The sequence below is a fragment of the Methylocella tundrae genome (genome assembly GCF_901905185.1).
GTDB lineage: Bacteria > Pseudomonadota > Alphaproteobacteria > Rhizobiales > Beijerinckiaceae > Methylocapsa > Methylocapsa tundrae.
Map to the genome: position 1 here is coordinate 175046 of NZ_CABFMQ020000087.1, position 21109 is coordinate 196154.

The following is a 21109-nucleotide window of genomic DNA, read 5'->3' on the forward strand; positions in this document are numbered from 1 at the left end:
TCGTGCCCAACCGCACGGCGCTTTCGAGCGCGAGCGCCTAGCTTTTGCCGCGTCCGCTTTTCCAGCACGGACTGGAACGGCGCGAACAATGCAAAGTCCGCGAATGCGCTGCTTCTCCTGACGTCAAAGCATCAACGCCGACGCGGATCGTTCTGAAGCGGAAGCGTCCGGCCGGCGGGGCGGCGTATGACGTCACGGAGGAAGTGCGATGGCGAGCTTTGAACTTCCGAACGGGGACGGACAGAATTTCCTCACGAACTCCAACGGAGAGCGCGTTGTCTGGCTGCACGTCGGCTCTCAGATCCTGATGGATTTCGTGACGCCGGCCGGCGCATCATCGCCTGACCGGCGCAACGTCGTCTCGCCCTTGCCGAGCGTTTCTGTTGCAGTTACAGCTAGATCCACAGCAAAACTCAGCTTTTCCATCAAGGCGAGCGCGGCTCAAGCTCTGACGCTCGAGGGTCATGACGCCAATGGAGACATCAAGGCGAAGCTGGCGGTGTTCGCTGGGGATTTCAAGAATCAGCCGGGCATGGAGATAGATCTGCTCGCGAATGCCTGCCGCGGATCGGACCCCGTCAAAATCGCCAAAATTCAGCATCTTCTGATGGGTTTTGACGACAACATCTTCGATCAGAACAATAGTGCAAATAAAAAGAAATTCGGACCCATGATGTGCGGCGCGGTCGCCAAGGGGCGCTCGCAAGAACTGTTCGGCGACACCAGCCTGCTCTTGTACGAAAAGCCCTATCATGAGCCGCTTGACGCCGTCACGGAGCGCTACGACGTCAAGTATAAGTCAGACACGATCGCGAGAGTAAGGCTTGCAATTAAGGCTTTGTTGGCGAAAGGCGTGCCTGTTCGCGTCGGCGTTCTTGATTCCCCGGTCGGCATGCATGTCGAACATCACAAGATCATCGCCTGGTATGCTGGAGGACATACCGTCGTCATCGTCGGCTGCGACAAGTCGGCGTCGGAATTTCTCTATATCGACCCCTGGGGCGGTGGTTCGAAGATGAAATATGAGGGCGGCATCGCCGGCGCCGCTCCCTCCGTCGAATGTCCCTATATGGGCATATTCATCGCACAATCGAACGGAACGCGACGGGTCGAGGCTGTCGATACGGACGAACCTAACGTTCTCGTCCAGAAATGGACGACCTACGGATCGTTCAGCAGCGTTGGCGGCAATTATCTTGAGATCGTCTCCGGACCGCCTATCTGAGCTACGCGCCACGCGGCGAACGCGGCCGCGCTTTCGTCGCTCTCAATTTAGGCTGGGGCGCCGCGGCCCCAGGGTTGTCCAGTCGCGACCATTCCTGCGGATCGAGATCGACGAGCGCCGGACCGGCTTTGCGCCCGCCCCGGCCACGGCTCGTGCCGCCTTTTTGAATTCTGTCGCTCAGCCACCCCCGCACCGAGGGCGCGGCCAAAGCAAGGCCAAAGAAGTCCGACACAAATCCGGGAAGAATCAACAAAATCGAGCCGACGCCGACGAGCGTGCCGTCCACCACGGCCTCACGCGACAGGCCGGCTTCCTCATGCGAGCGCGTCGCCATCGCCCGGCGCAGCCTGAAAGCGGTGGAAAGACCGAGGCGCCGCAGCATCGCGACGCCGACGAGGCTGGTCAGCAGGCAAAGGAACATCGCCCCGCCGAAGCCGGCCGCATGCGCGACGACGGCAAAGGCGACGATCTCGGCGACGAGCCAAAGAGCGATATAAAGCGGAAGCCGGGCGCTGAGGCGCATTCGAAAACCGTTCAAGTGAGTGGAAGGTCCGCCGCCGCCCGATCTGGACTTTAGCGATCCGCCTTCCCAGATACGAATATATGATAAGGATACACTGGCGGCGCAACTGGCCGCGACCGGACCTGGGGCGTCAAGCGCAACGATGCAAAATTCTTTTGATTTGACGACGATCATTTTCGCTTTCCTCGCCGCTTTCATCGTGTGGAAGCTGCGCAGCATTCTCGGCGCGCGCACAGGCGAGGAGAAGCCGCCGAGAAACCCCTTCATAAATGACGCGCGCGGCGCCGCGCCGCGAGCGGCGGGCGATTCCGAGGCAAAAATCATTTCGCTGCCGGGAGCAGCGGCGCCGAACGCCGCGCCGCCCTCGACGGTTACCCCAACCGATACGGCCGAGCGCTGGAGGCCCTATGCCGAGCCGGGCTCAAAAGCATGGGTGGGCCTCGACGCCATAGCAGCGGCCGATCCGTCTTTTGCGATCAAGCCATTCCTCGACGGCGCCAAAGCCGCTTATGAAATGATCGTGACGAGCTTCGCCGATGGCGACCGGCAGGTTCTGCAAAATCTTCTCGCCAAGGATGTCTACGACAGCTTCGCCGCGGCCTTGAGCGAGCGTGAAAAGCGCGGCGAAAAGGTCGAGACCACTTTTGTCGCCATCGACAATGGCGGCATTGGCGACGCCGCCCTGCGTGGCCGCATTGCCGAGATCGCGGTGCGCTTCTCCGCGCAGATGATTACCGCGACTCGCGATTCGACCGGCGCCGTGATCGAGGGCAGCGCGGACAAGGTTGTCGAAATCAATGACACATGGAGCTTCGCGCGCGATGTCGGCTCGCGCGATCCGAATTGGAAGGTCGTCTCGACCGGAGCCGGGCATTGACGGACGCCTGATTATCGCTTCGCGCTCATGCCAACAGCAGCGTCCCTCCATTACGGCTTCTCGCCTCTCGCCTTCGCTGATCTGCGCGGTTTCGCGGAGGACGACCATGCTGACGCTTTCGCCGTTTTTCAACGCTCCTGCGTCCGCGTCATCGAGGGACGGCCGAGCTTGCGCAAAGCCGTCGCGCCCTCGCCGGCGCTCGTCGAGATTTGCCGGCGCGCCCTCGCGCCGCGCTCGATCGGGAGGCGCGAAGCACGAGAGTTTTTCGAGCGGCATTTTCGACCGTTCAGGGTCACACCGCCGCGCAACCCCGCGCCTTCCGGTTTCTTCACCGGCTATTATGAACCGATCGTCAACGGATCTTTGAGTCCTTCGGCCGATTTTGCCGCCCCGATTCTATCGGCTCCGGGGCCTTTGTCTGCACACTTCCCTTTGCCGGATCGCGCAGCGATCGAAGCCGGAGCGATTGCTGATGGGGCGCGCCCGATCGTCTGGCTGCGCGACCGCGTCGAGGTGTTTTTGATTCAGGTGCAGGGCTCCGCCCGCGTGCGCCTTGAAGACGGGCGATCGCTGCGTCTCGTCTATGCTGGCCGCAATGGGTGGCCCTATACGTCGATCGGGCGAATCCTGATCGACACCCGCGAGATCGCCCAGGACTCCATGTCGCTCGCCGCGCTGAAACAATGGATTCGCGCGCATGGGCAACGTCCGGGCGAAGAAGGCGCCGAACTGATGCGCCGCAATCAATCCTATGTTTTTTTCGCTCTCGCGCCGGACCTCGAGGCCGAGGCGGGACCGATCGGCGGCGCGGGGCTGAGCCTTACCCCTTTGCGGTCGCTCGCGATCGACCGGGACATCTATCCTTATGGCGCCCCGATCTGGGTCGACGCCGACATCCCCGGGGCTCTGCCCGAAGGGCGCCTGCGACGCCTGATGATTGCGCAGGACACCGGCTCTGCTATTGTTGGACCGGCGCGCGCGGACATTTTCTTCGGATCTGGAGATGAAGCGGGCGCGCGCGCCGGCGCCGTTCGACATGCCGGCGAATTCATTGTTTTTCTTCCCGTCGAAGAGGGTTCGCTCCGGTGAAGGAAAGCGCTTCGTCTTTCGGCAAGGGCCGGCTGCGCCTGTTGAGCGCCGAAGAAATCTCGCTCTGGCTGGCGGTGACCAAATCGGTCTCGCCACGGCCCTCCAACGTTCTTCCTCAGGCGCCCGCTCCGCCAGCCGCGAACGGCGCCGGCGTCAAAGCACAGGCTCCCCTCCAGCCGGCGAGCAAGCCCCCGCCGAAACAGCCGCTCGCCGAGCGGGCCAAAGCCCCGCCCCTGGCGCCGCTGGAGCGCCGGCTTCGGCAAAAACTCTCGCGCGGACGCGTGGCGCCGGACGCAGTGATCGATCTGCATGGCCTTCGCCGTCAGGAGGCTTTCGTCGCCCTGCATCAGTTCCTGACGCGAGCGCAGCGCGATGGCGCCAAACTCGTTCTCGTCGTGACCGGCAAAGGCGGACGCAGTCTCCCGGCTGACAGCGGCGCTTTTGACGATGACTCGTCTGGCGTCCTGCGCAGGAGCGTGCCGCAATGGTTGCGCGGTCACGAATATCACACGATCGTCGTCGGATTCGAGGAAGCGTCGCGGCCGCATGGCGGCGCAGGAGCGCTTTATGTGCGCATCAAGCGGCGCCGGCCCCTACACGAGTAAGCTGCCTCTTTCCGCGGTGAAATCACTGCATTATACTGTAAATATTAAATATTCCTGTCCCAACGATGAGAGCTGTCGATGACTTCCCGCAATCTCGACTGGACAAATATTGCCGCGCCCTCGATCGAAGACTTCGATCTGATAGCAAGGGACGCGTTCGCCGAACTGCCGGAAGAGTTTCGCCGTCTGTGTGAAGGCGTGATCATCCGGGTCGAGGATTTTCCCGACGAGGAGACCCTGAAAGACATGGATTGCGAGACCGAGTTCGACCTGCTCGGGCTTTTTCGCGGCCGCGGCCTCGCGCAGGGCGCCTCGACGCTCCAGACTGGGCAGTTTCCCAATATGGTCTGGCTCTACCGCCGCCCGATCCTCGATTTCTGGGCTGACCAGGAGGATACGCTAGGGGCAATCATTACCCATGTGCTGGTGCACGAGATCGGGCACCATTTTGGGCTGTCGGACGCGGATATGGAGGCGATCGAGGAGTCGATGCGCTGAAGCGTCAGATTTCGGGCCGCTGGCGTTTGCCTGCCGCAGAACGCTTTGATAAGAGCTTCGGATAAACGCTGGACGCCCGCGCGCCAGGCGGGAAAGCGCAGCAAATCCTTCGGCGCGCCCTCATGGAGGCGCCGCCCGTAGGCGATCAGGACGAACACAATGGAAAAATTCACTTCCCTCAACGGCGTCGCGGCGCCGCTGAAAATCACCAATGTCGACACCGACATGATCATTCCGAAACAATATCTGAAGACCATCAAGCGGACCGGTCTCGGCAGCGGACTGTTCGCGGAATTGCGCTATAATGAAGATGGTTCGGAAAATCCGGATTTCGTGCTGAACAAGTCCGCTTATCGCAACGCGAAGATCCTGGTCGCTGAGGATAACTTCGGGTGCGGCTCATCGCGCGAGCATGCGCCTTGGGCTTTGCTTGATTTCGGCATCCGGTGCGTGATTTCGACAAGCTTCGCAGATATTTTCTACAATAATTGCTTCAAGAACGGCATTCTGCCGATTGTCGTCGCACCGGAAGACCTTGAAAAGTTGATGGATGACGCCGAGCGGGGCGCCAACGCCACTCTGTCCATCGACCTCGAATCGCAGGAGATTCGCGGACCGGACGGCGGCGTGGTCAAATTCGACATCGACCCCTTCCGCAAGCATTGCCTGATGAACGGGCTGGACGACATCGGCCTTACGCTCGAGAAGGCCGCCCACATCGAATCCTATGAAAAAAACTCCGCCGCGGCGCGCGGATGGCTCTGAAAGGCTCGATCGGGCGCGGCTATGGTTTTCATCGAATATAACGTCGCGCCCAGGAAATGAGCCTTAATCCCCTCAATATCAAAGGGTTGGCGCCAAAAAACCGCAGATGTCAAAAAAAAATGCGTGGCGAGATGCCACACGCGATGTTATATGCGTCTGGAACGGGCTGAGACCTGTTCAAGGTAGGAAACTTTAACTCGGCTCAATGCCCGGCAATTCTAAGGAGGCTTAATATGGCTTGGTCAACCCCCGTCATCACAGAAGTTTGCGTCGGCATGGAAGTCACCAGCTACGCTTCTGCTGAAATCTGAAGCTTGAAACTGAAGCTTCTGTAAACGCTGATCGGCTCGCGCCTTGCGCATTCTCGTTCTCGGCTCGGCGGCGGGCGGTGGCTTTCCGCAATGGAACTGCAACTGTCCTGTCTGCCAACTTGCATGGAGCGGCGATAAACGCGTCAAGGCGCGCAGCCAGTCCAGTTTGGCGGTGAGCGCTGACGGCGAGCGTTGGGTTCTTCTCAACGCCTCGCCTGATCTCCGCCAGCAAATCATCAATTCTCCGGCGCTGCATCCGCGCGGCGCCAGCAGACAATCGCCGATTTCGGCGGTCTTTGTCACCAATGGCGACATCGATCATCTCGCTGGTCTTTTGACGCTGCGCGAACAACAGGCTTTTACGCTGTTCGGCAGCCACGCGACCTTGGCGCAAGTGGCGAACTCGAGTGTTTTCGGGGTTTTGAATAAAACCCTCGTCCAAACCCGCGCCGTGGATCTTGAGTCCAGCGTCGATACGGGCATCGGATTAAAAATCACGCCCTTCGCGGTGCCCGGCAAGATCCCGCTTTATCTCGAGGAAGAGGTCGTCGACGTCGGCGCCGAAGGCGAATCGACCGTTGGCCTCGAAATCAGCGACGGAGCGAAGAGCTTCTTTTACGTTCCCGGCTGCTCCGACGTGAATGAGCGCGTCTTAAAGCGGTTGCGGGGCGCCGATGTCCTTTTCTTCGACGGCACGACCTATACGGACGATGAGATGTTGGCCCTCGGCCTTTCGCCGAAGACGGCTCACCGCATGGGCCATGTCGCGCTGAGCGGAGAAAACGGCTCGCTGGCGCGTTTCGCGTCTAGCGGAATCGCCAGAAAAATCTATGTGCATATCAATAATACGAATCCGATTCTTATCGAGGATTCGAAAGAGCGCGAAAGCGTCGAAAAGGCAGGGTGGGAGGTCGCCTATGATGGCATGGAGGTCAAGCAATGACGGATGATTCGGCAAAACTGACCGCCAAAGAATTGGAAGCGCGGCTGCGCCAGGTCGGCGCGGAACGCTACCATAATCTGCATCGCTTCCATCGCCGCCTGCACAGCGGCGGCTGCGCCTATGAAGAGGTGCAGGCCTGGGCGCTGAACCGCTACTATTATCAATCCATGATTCCGATCAAGGATGCGACCGTGCTGACGCGTCTCTCAAATGCGGAAGACCGGCGGCAATGGCGCAAACGGATCGAGGACCATGACGGCCTGCGCGAAGGCGACGGCGGCATCGAGCGCTGGCTGAAGCTCACCGACAGCCTAGGATTTTCACGCGACTATGTGATCTCGACGGAGGGCATTCTGCCCGGAACGCGCTTCGCTGTTGAAGCCTATGTCGAATTTTGCCGGACCCGCAGCGTGACCGAAGCCGTCGCCTCGTCTTTGACGGAATTGTTCTCGCCAAACATCATTGGCGAGCGTGTCGCCGGCATGCTGGCGCATTATAGCTTCGTCAGCTCCGAGACGCTCGCCTATTTCTCGCAACGTCCGCCGCAGGCCAAGCGCGACGCAGAATTCGCACTGAATTTCGCCGTTCAGCACGCTAAAACGCGCGCCGAACAGGAGCTCGTCGTCAAGGCGCTCGAGTTCAAATGCTCGGTGCTGTGGGCCCAGCTCGACTCTTTGTGGAGCGCCTATGTGGAAGGCGCGGTCCCTCCCGGCGCCTGGGAGCCCGGCTCAGTCGCCAAGGCGCGCGGAGAAGCGGCGTGAACGAAACGGCGCAAACGAGCGGCCTGATCCCGCGCATGCCGCGCGGCGTAAGATTGAAGCAGGATGAGACTCGGGGCGAATGGCTGCTGCTCGCCCCCGAGAGGGTCGTCAAGGTTGACGCGATCGCGGTGGCGATCCTGCAGCGCGTCGATGGCGAGACGACGATCGAGACGATCGTCGATGATCTGGCGGCGGCTTACGCAGCCGATCGCGCGCGAATCGATGCCGATGTGCGCGCCCTTTTGAATGGTCTTGCCGCCAAACGCATGGTGGACCTATGAATGCTCCGGTCAAAACGCCAAATCCGGTCGGCCTTCTCGCCGAACTGACGCATCGCTGCCCGCTCGGCTGCCCTTACTGCTCCAACCCGCTGGAACTCGACGCGCGCGCAGACGAGATCGACACGGCGGCGTGGAAGAAGGTGTTTTCGGAAGCCGCGGCTCTCGGCGTCCTGCACGCGCATCTGTCTGGCGGCGAGCCCGCCGCGCGGCGTGATCTTCTGGAGATCGTCGCGCATTGCGCATCCGTTGGCCTCTATACCAATCTCATCACGTCGGGCATCGGCCTGACGCGGGAGCGCGTCAAGGCGCTTGCCGACGCGGGGCTCGATCACGCCCAGCTCTCGATCCAGGATTCGGTCGGGAAATCCGCCGATCGCATCGCCGGCTATGAGGGCGCCTTCGCGCGCAAGCAGGCGGCCGCCGGGTGGATTATCGAGGCTGGCCTGCCGCTCACGGTCAACGCCGTCATTCATCGCGCCAATATTTCCCGCGCCGGCGAGATGGTGAAACTTGCCGTAGCGCTCGGCGCAAGGCGCGTCGAGATCGCTCATACGCAGTATTACGGCTGGGGCATGGTCAACCGGGCGGCGCTGATGCCGACGAAAGCGCAGGCGGACGCTGCGATAGCCGAAGTTGAGGCGCTGCGTGAGACCTACGCCGGCGTCATCGTCATCGACCATGTGATTCCAGACTACCACGCGCAATATCCCAAGGCCTGCATGGGTGGCTGGGCCAAACGGACGCTGAACGTCACGCCCAGCGGCAAGGCTTTGCCTTGTCATGCCGCGGAAACGATTCCAGGACTGGAATTCTGGAATGTGCGCGATCATTCCCTTGAGGACATCTGGTTCCGATCGCCGGCGTTCAACGCGTTTCGCGGCACGGAGTGGATGCAGGAGCCCTGCCGCTCCTGCCCCCGCAAGGAAATTGACTTCGGCGGCTGCCGCTGCCAGGCGCTCGCCCTCACCGGCGATGCGCGCGCCGCTGATCCGGTCTGCCACCTCTCGCCCCATCACGACAAGGTGGCCGCGATTGCCGCACATGCCAGCGAGGAAGAAGCCGCCACCGAGGCTGCATACGTCTATCGCGCCATAAAATCGCCCCTGCCAGCGGAATAAGCTTCCTCGCCGGCCGGTTTCCGCCGGCGCGGCGCGCATCAGCGGTGGAAAACTCGGCAAAGCCGCTTCGATCAGCGCCTTATGGGGACCCGAGGCTTTGCGCCCTTACGTGACAATGCTCTAGAATCTTGGCAAGCGCACTGTCCCGGCCTATAGGTTGGACGATGCAGTTTGGCTGGCGGGCCCCGGCAGGAGAAAAAGAGCGATGGCGGAGGTGGTGAAAGGCCCGCTCGATCGCATCGGGGAGCCGAAGCTCATTTCTGCCGCCGACGTCTCCCTCGCCGATAAATATGACCTCACGAGACAAAGAGTGTTTGTCTCGGGTCCGCAGGCGATCGTCCGGCTTTTGCTCATGCAAAGGGAACTCGACCGCCGCGCCGGATTGAAGACGGCGGGGTTCATCTCAGGCTATCCGGGTTCCCCCCTCGGCGGCCTCGACCATAATTTCCTGCGCGCGAAAAGCGTGCTGGAGCCCAACGGCATTCGGTTTCAGCCGGGCCTCAACGAGGATCTCGCCGCCACAGCCATCTGGGGCTCGCAGCAAGCCGAGATGCGCGGTGAAGGCGCTTTCGACGGCGTTTTCGGGGTCTGGTACGGCAAAGGCCCCGGAGTCGACCGCAGCGGCGATGTGTTTCGGCACGTCAATCTCGCTGGCGCGTCCAAATATGGCGGAGTTCTCGCCCTGATGGGCGACGATCATACGGCCGAGTCCTCAACGACCGCGCATCAGTCGGAGTTCAACTTCATCAACGCCATGATGCCCATTCTCTCGCCGGCGGGCGTGCAGGAGATCATTGATTACGGGCTTTTTGGCTATGCGATGAGCCGCTACGCCGGCGTATGGGTCGGCGTGAAGCTCGTTAAGGAGACCGTCGAATCGACCGCCTCGATCGAGGCTTCGATCGACCGCGCAAGGTCCGTCACGCCGGCTGATTTTGTCATGCCGCCCGGCGGCCTCAACATTCGCGCGCGCGATCCGGTCCTCGAACAGGAACGAAGACTGCACAATTTCAAGCGCGACGCAGTGCTCGCCTGGGTTCGCGCAAACCGCCTGAACAGGATCATCACTTCGGGCGGGACCAATGCAAAAATTGGCGTGATCGCCGCGGGCAAGTCCTATCTCGACGTGCGCCAGGCGATGGACGAACTCGGCCTCGACGAAGTCGGCGCCAATGCGCTTGGCCTGCGCATCCTCAAGATCGGCTGCGTCTGGCCGCTCGAGCCCATCGCCTTGAGGCAATTCGCACAAGGACTCGATCTCATCATCGTCGTCGAGGAGAAGCGTTCGCTGATCGAGGCGCAGCTGCGCGAAGAACTCTACGGATCGCCAAACCAGCCGACGCTGATCGGTAAAAAGGATGAAAACGGCCGCTGGCTATTTCCAGCCGCTGGCGCTCTTGACGCGAATGACATCGCCATCGCCATCGGGCGTCGCCTGCTGCGCGCCAATCGGAGCGAGAGGCTCGAGCAGCGCCTCGAGGCGCTTGAGCGCGCGCAGGCGATGCTCGGCTCCGGCGAGACGCTTCCGGCGCGCTCACCCTATTTCTGCTCTGGCTGTCCCCATAATAGTTCGACGCAGGTGCCGGACGGCATGCGCGCTTATGCCGGCATCGGCTGCCACTATATGGTCCAGTCGATGGACCGCGCCACCGAGGGGGTTACCCAGATGGGCGGCGAAGGCGCCAATTGGGTCGGCGAAGCGCCTTTCTCGAAACGCCCGCATGTTTTCCAGAATCTTGGCGACGGCACCTATAATCACTCCGGCATTCTCGCCTTGCGCTTCGCCGTCACGGCGCGCGCCAACATCACCTATAAAATCCTCTTCAACAGCACGATCGCGATGACGGGCGGCCAGCGGCTCGAAGGCGACCTTTCGGTGGACCGCATCGCAAGGCAGGTCGCCGCCGAAAACGTCGCCCGCATCATTGTCGTGACGGATGATCCAGAGAAATATCCGGCCAACCTCAAATGGCCCCCCGGCCTTTCCGTCCGCCATCGCCGCGAACTTGACGAGGCGCAGCGCGAACTCGCCGCCGTTTCGGGCGTCACCGTGCTGATTTATGATCAGACATGCGCCACCGAGAAGCGCCGGCGCCGCAAGCGCGGCGAATATGCCGATCCCGAAAAGCGCGTCATCATCAACGAACTCGTCTGCGAGGGCTGCGGCGATTGCGGCGTGAAATCGAATTGCGTGTCCATTCAGCCTCTCGAAACTGAATTCGGGCGCAAGCGTGTCATTGATCAATCAAGCTGCAACAAGGATTTTTCCTGCGCTGAAGGCTTTTGTCCTTCCTTCGTGACCGTTCACGGCGCCACGTTAAAAAAGGCGTCGGGGCGGCAGGATTTCGGCGCCCCGGCTCCGCCACGTCCGCGGTTGCCCGTGATCGGGCCGCGTCCTTATGGCATTCTCGTCACCGGAGTCGGCGGCACGGGAGTTGTGACCATTGGCGCCATTCTCGGCATGGCCGCCCATATCGAAGGCAAGGGCTGCGGCGTCATCGACATGGCAGGGCTCGCGCAAAAGGGCGGCGCCGTGCTGAGCCATGTCAAGATCGCCCAAAATCCCGCCGACATTCACGCCATTCGCGTCGCCGCCGGCGAGGCCGATCTCATTCTCGGCTGCGATCTTGTCGTGTCGGGATCGGCTCAGGCGCGCGCCGCCATCCGCAGAGGCGAGGCTGGCGTCGTCGTCAACACCGCCGAAATCTACCCCGGCGAGTTTACGCGCGACGCCGATTTCACTTTGCCCAGCGCGGCGATCAAACGCGCCATCGAGCAGGCCGCCGGCGATGGCGCGCGCTTCATCAACGCCACCGGAATGGCGACAGCGCTGCTCGGCAATTCGATCGCGGCCAATATGTTCATGCTCGGCTACGCATGGCAGCACGGTTTTGTGCCCCTTGACGACGCATCGCTGCTTCGCGCCATCGAACTGAATGGCGAAGCGGTCGAGATGAACAGCCAAGCGTTTTTGTGGGGGCGCCGCGCCGCCGCGGATATGGAGGCTGTCGCAGCCTTCATCGGCGGGCTGGGTCGGAGCCCGCTGGCTCCAAAGGCGACGCAAACGCTCGAAGAACTCATTGCGTCGCGCGCCGCTTTTCTTTCGGCTTACGAGAACGCTGCTTACGCCAGGCGTTATCTGTCCACGGTGTCCTTCATCAAAGAGGCTGAGCGCGAACGGACCCCTGGAAGCCTGGAATTGACGCAAGCGGTCGCGCGCGCTCTTTTCAAACTGATGGCTGTCAAGGACGAATATGAGGTCGCGCGGCTCTATACCGACGGGAGCTTTGCAAAGCAGGTCGCCCAAACCTTCGAGGGCGATCTCAGATTCGAATTCCATCTCGCGCCGCCCATTCTCGGCCGAAAGAACGCCAGAGGCGAAGCGGTCAAGACGAGCTTTGGCCCCTGGATGATGACCGCGTTCAAAGCGCTCGCACGGCTGAAGTTCTTGCGCGCAACGCCGTTTGATATCTTCGGCTATACGGCGGAGCGTCGGCTGGAGCGCAAACTCATCGCCGATTATGAAATATTGCTCAATGAGATCGTCGAAAGGCTATCGCCCGACAATCACGCGCTCGCCGTCGCGCTGGCGGAGGTTCCCCAGAAGATCCGCGGCTTCGGGCATGTGAAGCTGCGCAGTCTCGAAGCCGCGAAGAACGAAAGCCATGCCCTGCTCGACCAGTTTCGACAGGAAACGAGACCGATGAAAATCGCGGCGGAATAGACCGGACCCGTCCGGCGCCTCAAGCCCTCATAGCGAAGAGGCCCCAAAGGGGCCTCTCTGCCCACGAGGGCGGGCTTGCTCCGTTGGCTCACACTTTCGAGACGCGCCCTGGGGCGCTTCCCGGGATGTGCTTTTTACCGCACGATGACGTTCTTGAATTGCCACGGGCTATCCGTGTCGAGGTCTTCGGCGAACAAAACGCCCCTGTCCTTCAGCGGCGTCCAATCGGTATATTCGCCGACGACAGGCCCGAGATAGGGGCGCTGAACTTCAAGGCAACGCTGAAAATCGAGTTCGTCCGCCTCGACAATGCCCGCGCGCGGATTCTCCAGCGCCCAGACCATGCCGGCGAGGACAGCCGAGCTTACCTGCATCCCGGTGGCGTTCTGATAGGGCGCAACGCGGCGCGTTTCCTCGATCGAGAGCTGCGAGCCATACCAATAGGCGTTTTTCGCATGACCATAGAGAAGCACGCCGAGTTCATCGATGCCGTCGACGATCTCGTCCTCCTCCAGAATGTGCGATTCCTCCTGTGCGCGCCATTGCGCGCCCGCCATCTCATCGAGCGATAAAACGGCGGCGTCATCGACATGGCAGGGCTCGCGCAAAAGGGCGGCGCCGTGCTGAGCCATGTCAAGATCGCCCAAAATCCCGCCGACATTCACGCCATTCGCGTCGCCGCCGGCGAGGCCGATCTCATTCTCGGCTGCGATCTTGTCGTGTCGGGATCGGCTCAGGCGCGCGCCGCCATCCGCAGAGGCGAGGCTGGCGTCGTCGTCAACACCGCCGAAATCTACCCCGGCGAGTTTACGCGCGACGCCGATTTCACTTTGCCCAGCGCGGCGATCAAACGCGCCATCGAGCAGGCCGCCGGCGATGGCGCGCGCTTCATCAACGCCACCGGAATGGCGACAGCGCTGCTCGGCAATTCGATCGCGGCCAATATGTTCATGCTCGGCTACGCATGGCAGCACGGTTTTGTGCCCCTTGACGACGCATCGCTGCTTCGCGCCATCGAACTGAATGGCGAAGCGGTCGAGATGAACAGCCAAGCGTTTTTGTGGGGGCGCCGCGCCGCCGCGGATATGGAGGCTGTCGCAGCCTTCATCGGCGGGCTGGGTCGGAGCCCGCTGGCTCCAAAGGCGACGCAAACGCTCGAAGAACTCATTGCGTCGCGCGCCGCTTTTCTTTCGGCTTACGAGAACGCTGCTTACGCCAGGCGTTATCTGTCCACGGTGTCCTTCATCAAAGAGGCTGAGCGCGAACGGACCCCTGGAAGCCTGGAATTGACGCAAGCGGTCGCGCGCGCTCTTTTCAAACTGATGGCTGTCAAGGACGAATATGAGGTCGCGCGGCTCTATACCGACGGGAGCTTTGCAAAGCAGGTCGCCCAAACCTTCGAGGGCGATCTCAGATTCGAATTCCATCTCGCGCCGCCCATTCTCGGCCGAAAGAACGCCAGAGGCGAAGCGGTCAAGACGAGCTTTGGCCCCTGGATGATGACCGCGTTCAAAGCGCTCGCACGGCTGAAGTTCTTGCGCGCAACGCCGTTTGATATCTTCGGCTATACGGCGGAGCGTCGGCTGGAGCGCAAACTCATCGCCGATTATGAAATATTGCTCAATGAGATCGTCGAAAGGCTATCGCCCGACAATCACGCGCTCGCCGTCGCGCTGGCGGAGGTTCCCCAGAAGATCCGCGGCTTCGGGCATGTGAAGCTGCGCAGTCTCGAAGCCGCGAAGAACGAAAGCCATGCCCTGCTCGACCAGTTTCGACAGGAAACGAGACCGATGAAAATCGCGGCGGAATAGACCGGACCCGTCCGGCGCCTCAAGCCCTCATAGCGAAGAGGCCCCAAAGGGGCCTCTCTGCCCACGAGGGCGGGCTTGCTCCGTTGGCTCACACTTTCGAGACGCGCCCTGGGGCGCTTCCCGGGATGTGCTTTTTACCGCACGATGACGTTCTTGAATTGCCACGGGCTATCCGTGTCGAGGTCTTCGGCGAACAAAACGCCCCTGTCCTTCAGCGGCGTCCAATCGGTATATTCGCCGACGACAGGCCCGAGATAGGGGCGCTGAACTTCAAGGCAACGCTGAAAATCGAGTTCGTCCGCCTCGACAATGCCCGCGCGCGGATTCTCCAGCGCCCAGACCATGCCGGCGAGGACAGCCGAGCTTACCTGCATCCCGGTGGCGTTCTGATAGGGCGCAACGCGGCGCGTTTCCTCGATCGAGAGCTGCGAGCCATACCAATAGGCGTTTTTCGCATGACCATAGAGAAGCACGCCGAGTTCATCGATGCCGTCGACGATCTCGTCCTCCTCCAGAATGTGCGATTCCTCCTGTGCGCGCCATTGCGCGCCCGCCATCTCATCGAGCGATAAAACGGCGTCGTCAGCCGGGCGATAGGCATAGTGGCAGGTCGGCCGGTAAACCACCTCGCCGGCTTCGCGCACGGTAAAATAGTCGGCGATCGAAATCGATTCATTATGCGTAATCAGCCAGCCATGCTGCGCTTTCGCCGTCGGCGTCCAGGAGCGCACCCGCGTGCCGGCGCCGGGACGCATCAGATAGATCGCGCAATCGGGGCCGAAAGCGTGCCGCTTGCCCTCTGGGGGCAAATGCTTCTCATGCGTGCCCCAGCCGAGTTCGGCTGGCTGCAGGCCTTCCGAGATGAAGCCTTCGACCGACCAGGTGTTGACGAAAACCCCCATCGGCTTGGGCGAACGCGCGCGCTGCGTGTCGCGCTCGGCGATGTGGATGCCTTCGACTCCAACCTGGCGGGCGAGCTCCGCCCAGTGCTGACGTGTCGTCGGAGCCTCGGCCTCTATTCCGCAATCAGCGGCGACATTCAAAAGCGCCTGCTTGACGAACCAGGACACCATGCCGGGATTGGCGCCGCAGCAGGAAATCGCCGTGGGTCCGGGACCGATCGCCCTGCGTAAATCAAGCACCGCCTCGCGCAGCGCATAGTTCGAGCGTTCGGACTGCGTCAGCCGCGTGTCGGTATAAAATCCAACCCAGGGTTCGGCGACCGTGTCGATGTAGAGCGCGCCGACCTCATGGCAAAGACGCATGATCGCGACCGAGGAGACGTCGATGGAGAGATTGACGAGAAAAGCCTGGCCCTCGCCCTCGGTGAGCAAGGGCTTCAGGAGATCGACGAAGTTTTCCCGCGTGACGGCTTCCTTCACGAAAGCGATGCCGCGCTCATCGAGCAGATGACGGTCCTTGTCTTCGGGGTCGATGACGGTGAAGCGCGCCTTGTCGAAGGTGAAATGCCGCTCGATCAGGGGCAATATTCCGCGCCCGATCGAGCCGAAGCCGATCAGGACGATCGGACCTGTAATCGCGCCATGCACGGGCCATTGCGACATTCATTTATCTCCAGATAGAGTTGAGGATGCAAACGCGCCTCTCCTCGCGACTATGCAACGCGGACAGCCAAGTCAAGGATGAGGACTCACGGCGCCGAGACCGGGGACCAAGTTGCAGCCGCTCATCTCAGCCGGAAGCCGGCTGAAGAACAAAGCACAGTCCCGTGTCGCCCTCATGACCAAGAATCCGATCAGGCGGCCTCGCGCAGATCCACCCCGGCGGCAGGCCCCGTCGGCGTGACGAGACCTTTCGCGCGCCGCAACGCGCCCGCGACGAGTTCGAGGCCGAGGAACCGAGCCTCATCGACCGGCCCCGGCAGGATGAGGTTTTGCGTGTGGCGGCGCGAAAATCCGAACGCTTCGTAATAAGGCGCGTCTCCAACCAGCAGCACCGCGCTATGTCCCGAAACAAAAGCGCGAAACAGCGCTTCAGCCATCAGCCTGCGGCCAAATCCGCGCGAGCGATGCGATGTCGCGATCGCGAGCGGCCCCAGCAGCAGGGCGTCGACGCCGCCGGCGTCGACATGCCACAGACGCAGCGTCCCGATCAGCGCGTCGGCGTCCTTCATGACCAGCGCCAGCCCGTCGGCGGGCGCCCGACCTTCACGCAGCCGCTCGGCAGTTTTTTCGAACCGCGCCGGGCCGAAAGCCGCGTCAAGCAAAGCCTCGCGCGCAAAAAAATCGGCGCCGGTCTCGTCGGCGATATAAATCTGAGGTTCGCTGACGCGTCCGATAACGACAGGCGCCTCAGCGACGAAATGGTTCAGGATCAAGGTCATCAGTGCCTCCGCCGGCGCCGCCGGGATGCGTGACGACCCTCGCACCGTGCAGGCGCTTCAAGCGCCTGCCGGCCGTACGGGACAAAGAGAGTGGATGCGGCGGGCGAGAACGCGTTCCTCGCGCCGTTTCAGGCCAGCAGCTTGAAACTCGTTCAAATCACATAGGATTTGAGCGGCGGAAAGCCGTTGAAGCCGACGGTGGAATAGGTCGTCGTATAGGCGCCCGTTCCCTCGATCAGAACTTTCGCTCCGATCTCAAGGCTGACGGGAAGGTCGTAAGGATCCTTCTCGTAGAGAACGTCAACCGAATCGCAGCTCGGCCCGGCCAGAACGCAAGGCTCCGTCGCATCGCCGTCGAAAGGCGTGCGGATCGGATAACGGATCATCTCGTCCATCGTCTCGGCGAGCCCATTGAACTTGCCGATGTCGAGATAGACCCACTTCACCGTGTCGGCGTCGGACTTCTTCGAGATCAGCACGACCTCCGCCTCGATCACGCCGGCGTTGCCGACCATGCCGCGGCCCGGCTCGATGATCGTCTCTGGAATGTGATTGCCAAAATGGGTGCGCAGAGACTGCATGATCGATTGCGCATAGGCGTTCACCGCTGGGACGTTCTTCAGATATTTGGTCGGAAACCCGCCGCCGAGATTGACCATCTGCAACGCGACGCCGCGATCGGCGAGATCGCGGAAGATCATGGAGGCGGCCTTCAGCGCGCCATCCCACTGGCCAGGATTGCGCTGCTGCGATCCGACATGGAACGACAGGCCATAGGCCTGAAGGCCGAGGCGATGCGCGTGCTCCAGCACCCGCGGCGCCAGTTCGACGTCGCAGCCAAATTTACGCGACAGCGGCCATTCGGCGCCGGCGCCGTCGCAGAGCAGCCGGCAGAACACTTTGGAACCGGGCGCAACGCGGGCGATCTTCTCGACTTCGGCTTCGCAATCGACGGCGAAGAGACGAACGCCAAGTTCAAAAGCGCGCGCAATATCGCGTTCTTTCTTGATCGTGTTGCCGTAGCTGATGCGGTCCGGCGTCGCGCCGCTTGCGAGCGCCTGCTCGATCTCGGCGACGGAGGCCGCGTCGAAGCACGAGCCGAGATTCGCAAGCAGCTCGAGCACGCGCGGATCAGGGTTCGCCTTCACCGCGTAAAAGACGCGCGTATCCGGCAGGGCGCGCGCGAAAGACATATAGTTCTCGCGCACGACATCAAGGTCGAGCACAAGGCACGGCCCGTCTTCGCGGCGGTTGCGGAGAAATTCGAGGATACGATCGGTCATCGCGGCATCCCTTCGAAGGGTGCGGGCATTCCGCACCGAAACGAACAAACTTCGGGGTGAAAGGCGATGCTGAAGATCCGTCCGCGCTTTGGAGACGCGAAAGGTTCAGTTGACCCGCCATTCGCGACCGACTCCGTTTCCACGAGGCAAGACCTCGCGGAGCGTCGCCGATCCGATGCTGCGCCGTTGGACAATCACACCACGGGCCGAGCGCAAAAACGCCGTCCAGAGTGTTCATGGCCTTCGCTTGGAGTGGGAAATCCCCTCCGCACGCCCGGCAAGATAGACTAGCCTCTTCGGTAAGCCAGCTTTGGAGGCTGGCAGAGACGAAAAAGCCCGGTCCGTCGTTGCTTTAAGTCGCGTCCCCCGTTTGGCGGGGTTCGCCGGTTCGCCTCCGGCTGTCGGTCCTTTTCAGGCGGTTAACCGGCCTCTTGTCCGGATCCCCGCCAACCGACACACGACCACAGGCACGTGCGAAAATGGGCAAAGGCAGAAATAGGGAGATTCGCGCGGAACACAAGCATTTTTTTCTAAATTGATTGAAAGGAATGCGCATTTCCGCCGCGAAATTGCAATCCATAGGGGTGTGCCGCGGGAAACCGCTATTAGCCGTTTTCAAATTCGAAATCCGCTGTGCCGGATGCCTTATATGCCTTGCTGCGGGGCCAAAAGCCCATTACCCCCATGAAAACTAAAATCCCCTCAATCAATCGTCCGCCGCGCGATCCGCGACCTTTCAAAGCCTGATTGCTCATGACCGATCTCACCCGCCGCACGCTCGTCAAAGGCCTCGTCGCGTCGAGCGCATTGACCACGCATATGAAATCCGCCACCGCGCAACCGGGCCAGCCGGCCGCGCCGCCGCCACCGAAATTCGATTTCGAGGACGTCCTGCGCCGCGCGCGCGATCTCGCGACCGCCCCCTTCGACGCCGCCGTCGCGCCGCTGCCGGAAGCACTAAGCAAGCTCGATTTCGACGCTTGGCGCGACATCCGCTTCCGGCCGGACAAGGCTTTTCTCGCCGGCAACGGCAGCCAGTTCCGGCTGCAGCTTTTCCATCTTGGCCATCTGTTCAAACGGCCGGTGACGATCAATACGATCAGGGACGGGATCCCGACTCCGATCCCTTTCACCACCAGCCTTTTCGACTATGGCCGCACCAAGCCCGAGAAGCCACTGCCGGTCAATCTGGGCTTCGCCGGGTTTCGCCTGCATTATCCGCTGAATTCGCCCAAGGTTTTCGACGAGACGATCGCCTTCCTCGGCGCCAGCTATTTCCGTTTTCTCGGCCGGGGCCAACGCTATGGCATGTCGGCGCGGGCGCTCGCAATCGGAGCCGGAACCGACGAAGAGGAGTTCCCCTTCTTCCGCGAATTCTGGATCGAGACGCCAGAACCCAACGCCGACCGGGCGACGATCTACGGCCTGCTCGACAGCCCTTCGACCACGGGGGCCTTCCGGTTCGACGTCTACCCGGGCGCCGATACGGCCATCGAGGTCTCATCCACCCTGTTTCCCCGCAAGGCCAACGTCAAATTCGGCCTAGCTCCGCTGACCTCGATGTTTTTCCTTGGCGAAAATGACCACCGCTTCAACGATGATTTTCGTCCTGAACTGCATGACTCGGACGGGCTGCTGATTCACTCCGGCACCGGCGAATGGATCTGGCGTCCGCTGCGCAATCCGGCAAAGCCCGAGAGCTCATCCTTTTTCGATCACGACATCAAAGGTTTCGGCCTGCTCCAGCGCGACCGCGATTTCGAGCATTATCAGGATCTCGATCTCGCCTATGAACTGCGGCCAAGCTATTTCGTCGAGCCGCGCGACAGCTGGGGCGAAGGCCATGTCGATCTCGTCGAGCTGCCGACCGAACACGAGACCAACGACAATATCGTCGCCTCCTTTACGCCGAAAGACTCTCCGGAACCAAACAAGCCCTTCAGCTACGGCTACCGTCTGACCGCGAGCCTCAATCTTTCGCGGCTTTCCCCGAACGCGCGAGCGCTCAACACCTATCAGACGACTGCGGCGGCGCTCGGATCGGCAGAGCCTGTGACGCCTGGCTCGCGCCGCTTCATCATCGATTTCGTCGGCGGCGATCTGCCCTATTATTCAGCGGACCCGTCCCTCGTCGAAGTCGTTCCTTCAACGAGCCAGGGCAAAATCGTGCGCTCTTTCATCGTGCCGAATCCCCACACCAAAGGTTTCCGGGCGGCGCTCGACGTGCAGTTAGAGGCTGGCCAGTCGACGGATCTTCGCGCCTTTCTGCGCACGGGCTCGCGGGCGCTGACCGAGACATGGACTTACCCGTGGCGAGCCGAATAGGCTGCGGCAAGATTTGGAGACGACGGGATGATGGTGCGGCCGGCGACGCCCGCGGACCTGCCCACGATCGAGGCGATCGAGAACGCGGTTTTCGATGGCGATCGGCTGTCGCGCCGGAGCCTGCGCTATTTTCTGACCGTCAAGACGTCGCTGATGCTGGTGCTGGCTTCGAGCGATCATATCCGCGGCTATAGCCTTATCGGCTTCCGCAAGGGATCGCTGAAGGCCCGGCTCTATTCCATCGCACTCGATCCGGCCGAGCATGGCCGCGGCCTCGGCCGCTTCCTGCTGCACGCCAGCGAGCGCGCCGCCAAGGCGCATGGCGCTGATTTTATGCGGCTCGAAGTGCGCACCGACAACGCCGCCGCGATCGCTCTTTACGAAAAGAACGGCTATCGCGTCTTCGACCGCATTGAGGACTATTATGAGGATGGCGGCGAGGCGCTGCGATTCCAGAAGCCGCTGCCGCCGGATGGCAATTAGAAAGCATGCCTGGCCTTGACGATTGGCGTTGAGCAATCATTGCCCAAATGTTACGACAAATTTCATTGATTGGAGGGGCGGAGCATTAACTGAAGTCGCTGAATTATCGGATCGAAGTCTGCTCGATGACCATCTGCCGTTCG

At 61.5% G+C, this 21109-nt stretch carries 20 protein-coding genes and 1 pseudogene; 15 read left to right on the plus strand and 6 right to left on the minus strand.

Features of this window, described 5'->3' with window-relative positions; translation table 11 throughout:
* Positions 1-208: 208 nt before the first annotated feature.
* The gene (locus tag MPC4_RS13285) at positions 209-1225 is read left to right on the plus strand and encodes a C39 family peptidase (RefSeq protein WP_174512925.1); all 1017 of its coding nucleotides are present in this window, start codon (positions 209-211) and stop codon (positions 1223-1225) included.
* Between the two features lies 1 nt (position 1226).
* Here MPC4_RS13285 and MPC4_RS13290 read toward each other — a convergent pair whose 3' ends face one another.
* Positions 1227-1748, minus strand: a complete 522-nt coding sequence (locus MPC4_RS13290; RefSeq protein ID WP_174512926.1) for an FxsA family protein — start codon at positions 1746-1748, stop codon at positions 1227-1229.
* A gap of 142 nt (positions 1749-1890) precedes the next feature.
* On the opposite strand from MPC4_RS13290, the gene MPC4_RS13295 reads away from it, so the two are divergent.
* The 11 genes from MPC4_RS13295 (at position 1891) to MPC4_RS13345 (ending at position 12720) form a co-directional block, all read left to right on the plus strand.
* Positions 1891-2625, plus strand: a complete 735-nt coding sequence (locus MPC4_RS13295; protein WP_174512927.1) for a Tim44/TimA family putative adaptor protein — start codon at positions 1891-1893, stop codon at positions 2623-2625.
* A gap of 27 nt (positions 2626-2652) precedes the next feature.
* Positions 2653-3714 (plus strand): murein transglycosylase A, encoded by a 1062-nt coding sequence (gene mltA, locus MPC4_RS13300; protein WP_174512928.1) that lies wholly within the window; start codon positions 2653-2655, stop codon positions 3712-3714.
* Complete coding sequence (locus MPC4_RS13305) at positions 3711-4319, plus strand: Smr/MutS family protein (RefSeq protein WP_174512929.1); 609 nt, start codon at positions 3711-3713, stop codon at positions 4317-4319. Before mltA ends, MPC4_RS13305 begins: the two co-directional genes overlap by 4 nt.
* Before the next feature lie 78 nt (positions 4320-4397).
* Positions 4398-4817 carry a metallopeptidase family protein gene (locus MPC4_RS13310; RefSeq protein WP_134486834.1) on the plus strand — a complete coding sequence of 140 codons (420 nt, stop codon included), beginning with the start codon at positions 4398-4400 and terminating at the stop codon, positions 4815-4817.
* Between the two features lie 159 nt (positions 4818-4976).
* Complete coding sequence (gene leuD / locus MPC4_RS13315) at positions 4977-5582, plus strand: 3-isopropylmalate dehydratase small subunit (protein ID WP_174512930.1); 606 nt, start codon at positions 4977-4979, stop codon at positions 5580-5582.
* Positions 5583-5815: 233 nt separating this feature from the next.
* A complete protein-coding gene (gene pqqA, locus MPC4_RS21785; RefSeq protein WP_134492293.1) occupies positions 5816-5893 on the plus strand; it encodes a pyrroloquinoline quinone precursor peptide PqqA in 78 nt (25 codons plus the stop codon).
* 43 nt (positions 5894-5936) lie between these two features.
* Complete coding sequence (gene pqqB / locus MPC4_RS13325) at positions 5937-6836, plus strand: pyrroloquinoline quinone biosynthesis protein PqqB (protein ID WP_174512931.1); 900 nt, start codon at positions 5937-5939, stop codon at positions 6834-6836.
* Positions 6833-7597 (plus strand): pyrroloquinoline-quinone synthase PqqC, encoded by a 765-nt coding sequence (gene pqqC, locus MPC4_RS13330; RefSeq protein WP_174512932.1) that lies wholly within the window; start codon positions 6833-6835, stop codon positions 7595-7597. The genes pqqB and pqqC overlap by 4 nt, the downstream gene beginning before the upstream one ends.
* The gene (gene pqqD / locus MPC4_RS13335) at positions 7594-7878 is read left to right on the plus strand and encodes a pyrroloquinoline quinone biosynthesis peptide chaperone PqqD (RefSeq protein ID WP_425312470.1); all 285 of its coding nucleotides are present in this window, start codon (positions 7594-7596) and stop codon (positions 7876-7878) included. Before pqqC ends, pqqD begins: the two co-directional genes overlap by 4 nt.
* Positions 7875-8996, plus strand: a complete 1122-nt coding sequence (gene pqqE, locus MPC4_RS13340; RefSeq protein ID WP_174512933.1) for a pyrroloquinoline quinone biosynthesis protein PqqE — start codon at positions 7875-7877, stop codon at positions 8994-8996. The genes pqqD and pqqE overlap by 4 nt, the downstream gene beginning before the upstream one ends.
* Positions 8997-9201: 205 nt before the next feature.
* Positions 9202-12720, plus strand: a complete 3519-nt coding sequence (locus MPC4_RS13345; protein WP_174512934.1) for an indolepyruvate ferredoxin oxidoreductase family protein — start codon at positions 9202-9204, stop codon at positions 12718-12720.
* Between the two features lie 134 nt (positions 12721-12854).
* On the opposite strand, the pseudogene MPC4_RS13350 reads toward MPC4_RS13345, so the two are convergent.
* Positions 12855-13313 (minus strand): annotated as a pseudogene (locus MPC4_RS13350) (saccharopine dehydrogenase C-terminal domain-containing protein); the annotation flags it as partial.
* Between the two features lie 27 nt (positions 13314-13340).
* Here MPC4_RS13350 and MPC4_RS13355 point away from each other — a divergent pair.
* Positions 13341-14531: a DUF6537 domain-containing protein gene (locus MPC4_RS13355; RefSeq protein ID WP_244629003.1), complete on the plus strand. Its 1191-nt coding sequence runs from the start codon at positions 13341-13343 to the stop codon at positions 14529-14531.
* 134 nt (positions 14532-14665) lie between these two features.
* Here MPC4_RS13355 and MPC4_RS13360 read toward each other — a convergent pair whose 3' ends face one another.
* From MPC4_RS13360 to MPC4_RS13375, 4 genes are all read right to left on the minus strand, one after another.
* Positions 14666-16096 (minus strand): homospermidine synthase, encoded by a 1431-nt coding sequence (locus tag MPC4_RS13360; protein ID WP_174512936.1) that lies wholly within the window; start codon positions 16094-16096, stop codon positions 14666-14668.
* A gap of 191 nt (positions 16097-16287) precedes the next feature.
* Positions 16288-16875: a GNAT family N-acetyltransferase gene (locus MPC4_RS13365; RefSeq protein ID WP_174512937.1), complete on the minus strand. Its 588-nt coding sequence runs from the start codon at positions 16873-16875 to the stop codon at positions 16288-16290.
* A gap of 152 nt (positions 16876-17027) precedes the next feature.
* The gene (locus MPC4_RS13370; protein WP_174512938.1) at positions 17028-18158 is read right to left on the minus strand and encodes a type III PLP-dependent enzyme; all 1131 of its coding nucleotides are present in this window, start codon (positions 18156-18158) and stop codon (positions 17028-17030) included.
* A 605-nt stretch (positions 18159-18763) separates the two neighbouring features.
* Positions 18764-18913, minus strand: a complete 150-nt coding sequence (locus tag MPC4_RS13375; protein WP_174512939.1) for a hypothetical protein — start codon at positions 18911-18913, stop codon at positions 18764-18766.
* On the opposite strand from MPC4_RS13375, the gene MPC4_RS13380 reads away from it, so the two are divergent.
* Positions 18912-20483 (plus strand): OpgD/OpgG family glucan biosynthesis protein, encoded by a 1572-nt coding sequence (locus tag MPC4_RS13380; protein ID WP_174512940.1) that lies wholly within the window; start codon positions 18912-18914, stop codon positions 20481-20483. The two genes, MPC4_RS13375 and MPC4_RS13380, sit on opposite strands and share 2 nt — an antisense overlap.
* A gap of 27 nt (positions 20484-20510) precedes the next feature.
* Positions 20511-20966: a GNAT family N-acetyltransferase gene (locus MPC4_RS13385; protein WP_174512941.1), complete on the plus strand. Its 456-nt coding sequence runs from the start codon at positions 20511-20513 to the stop codon at positions 20964-20966.
* Positions 20967-21109 lie beyond the last annotated feature (143 nt).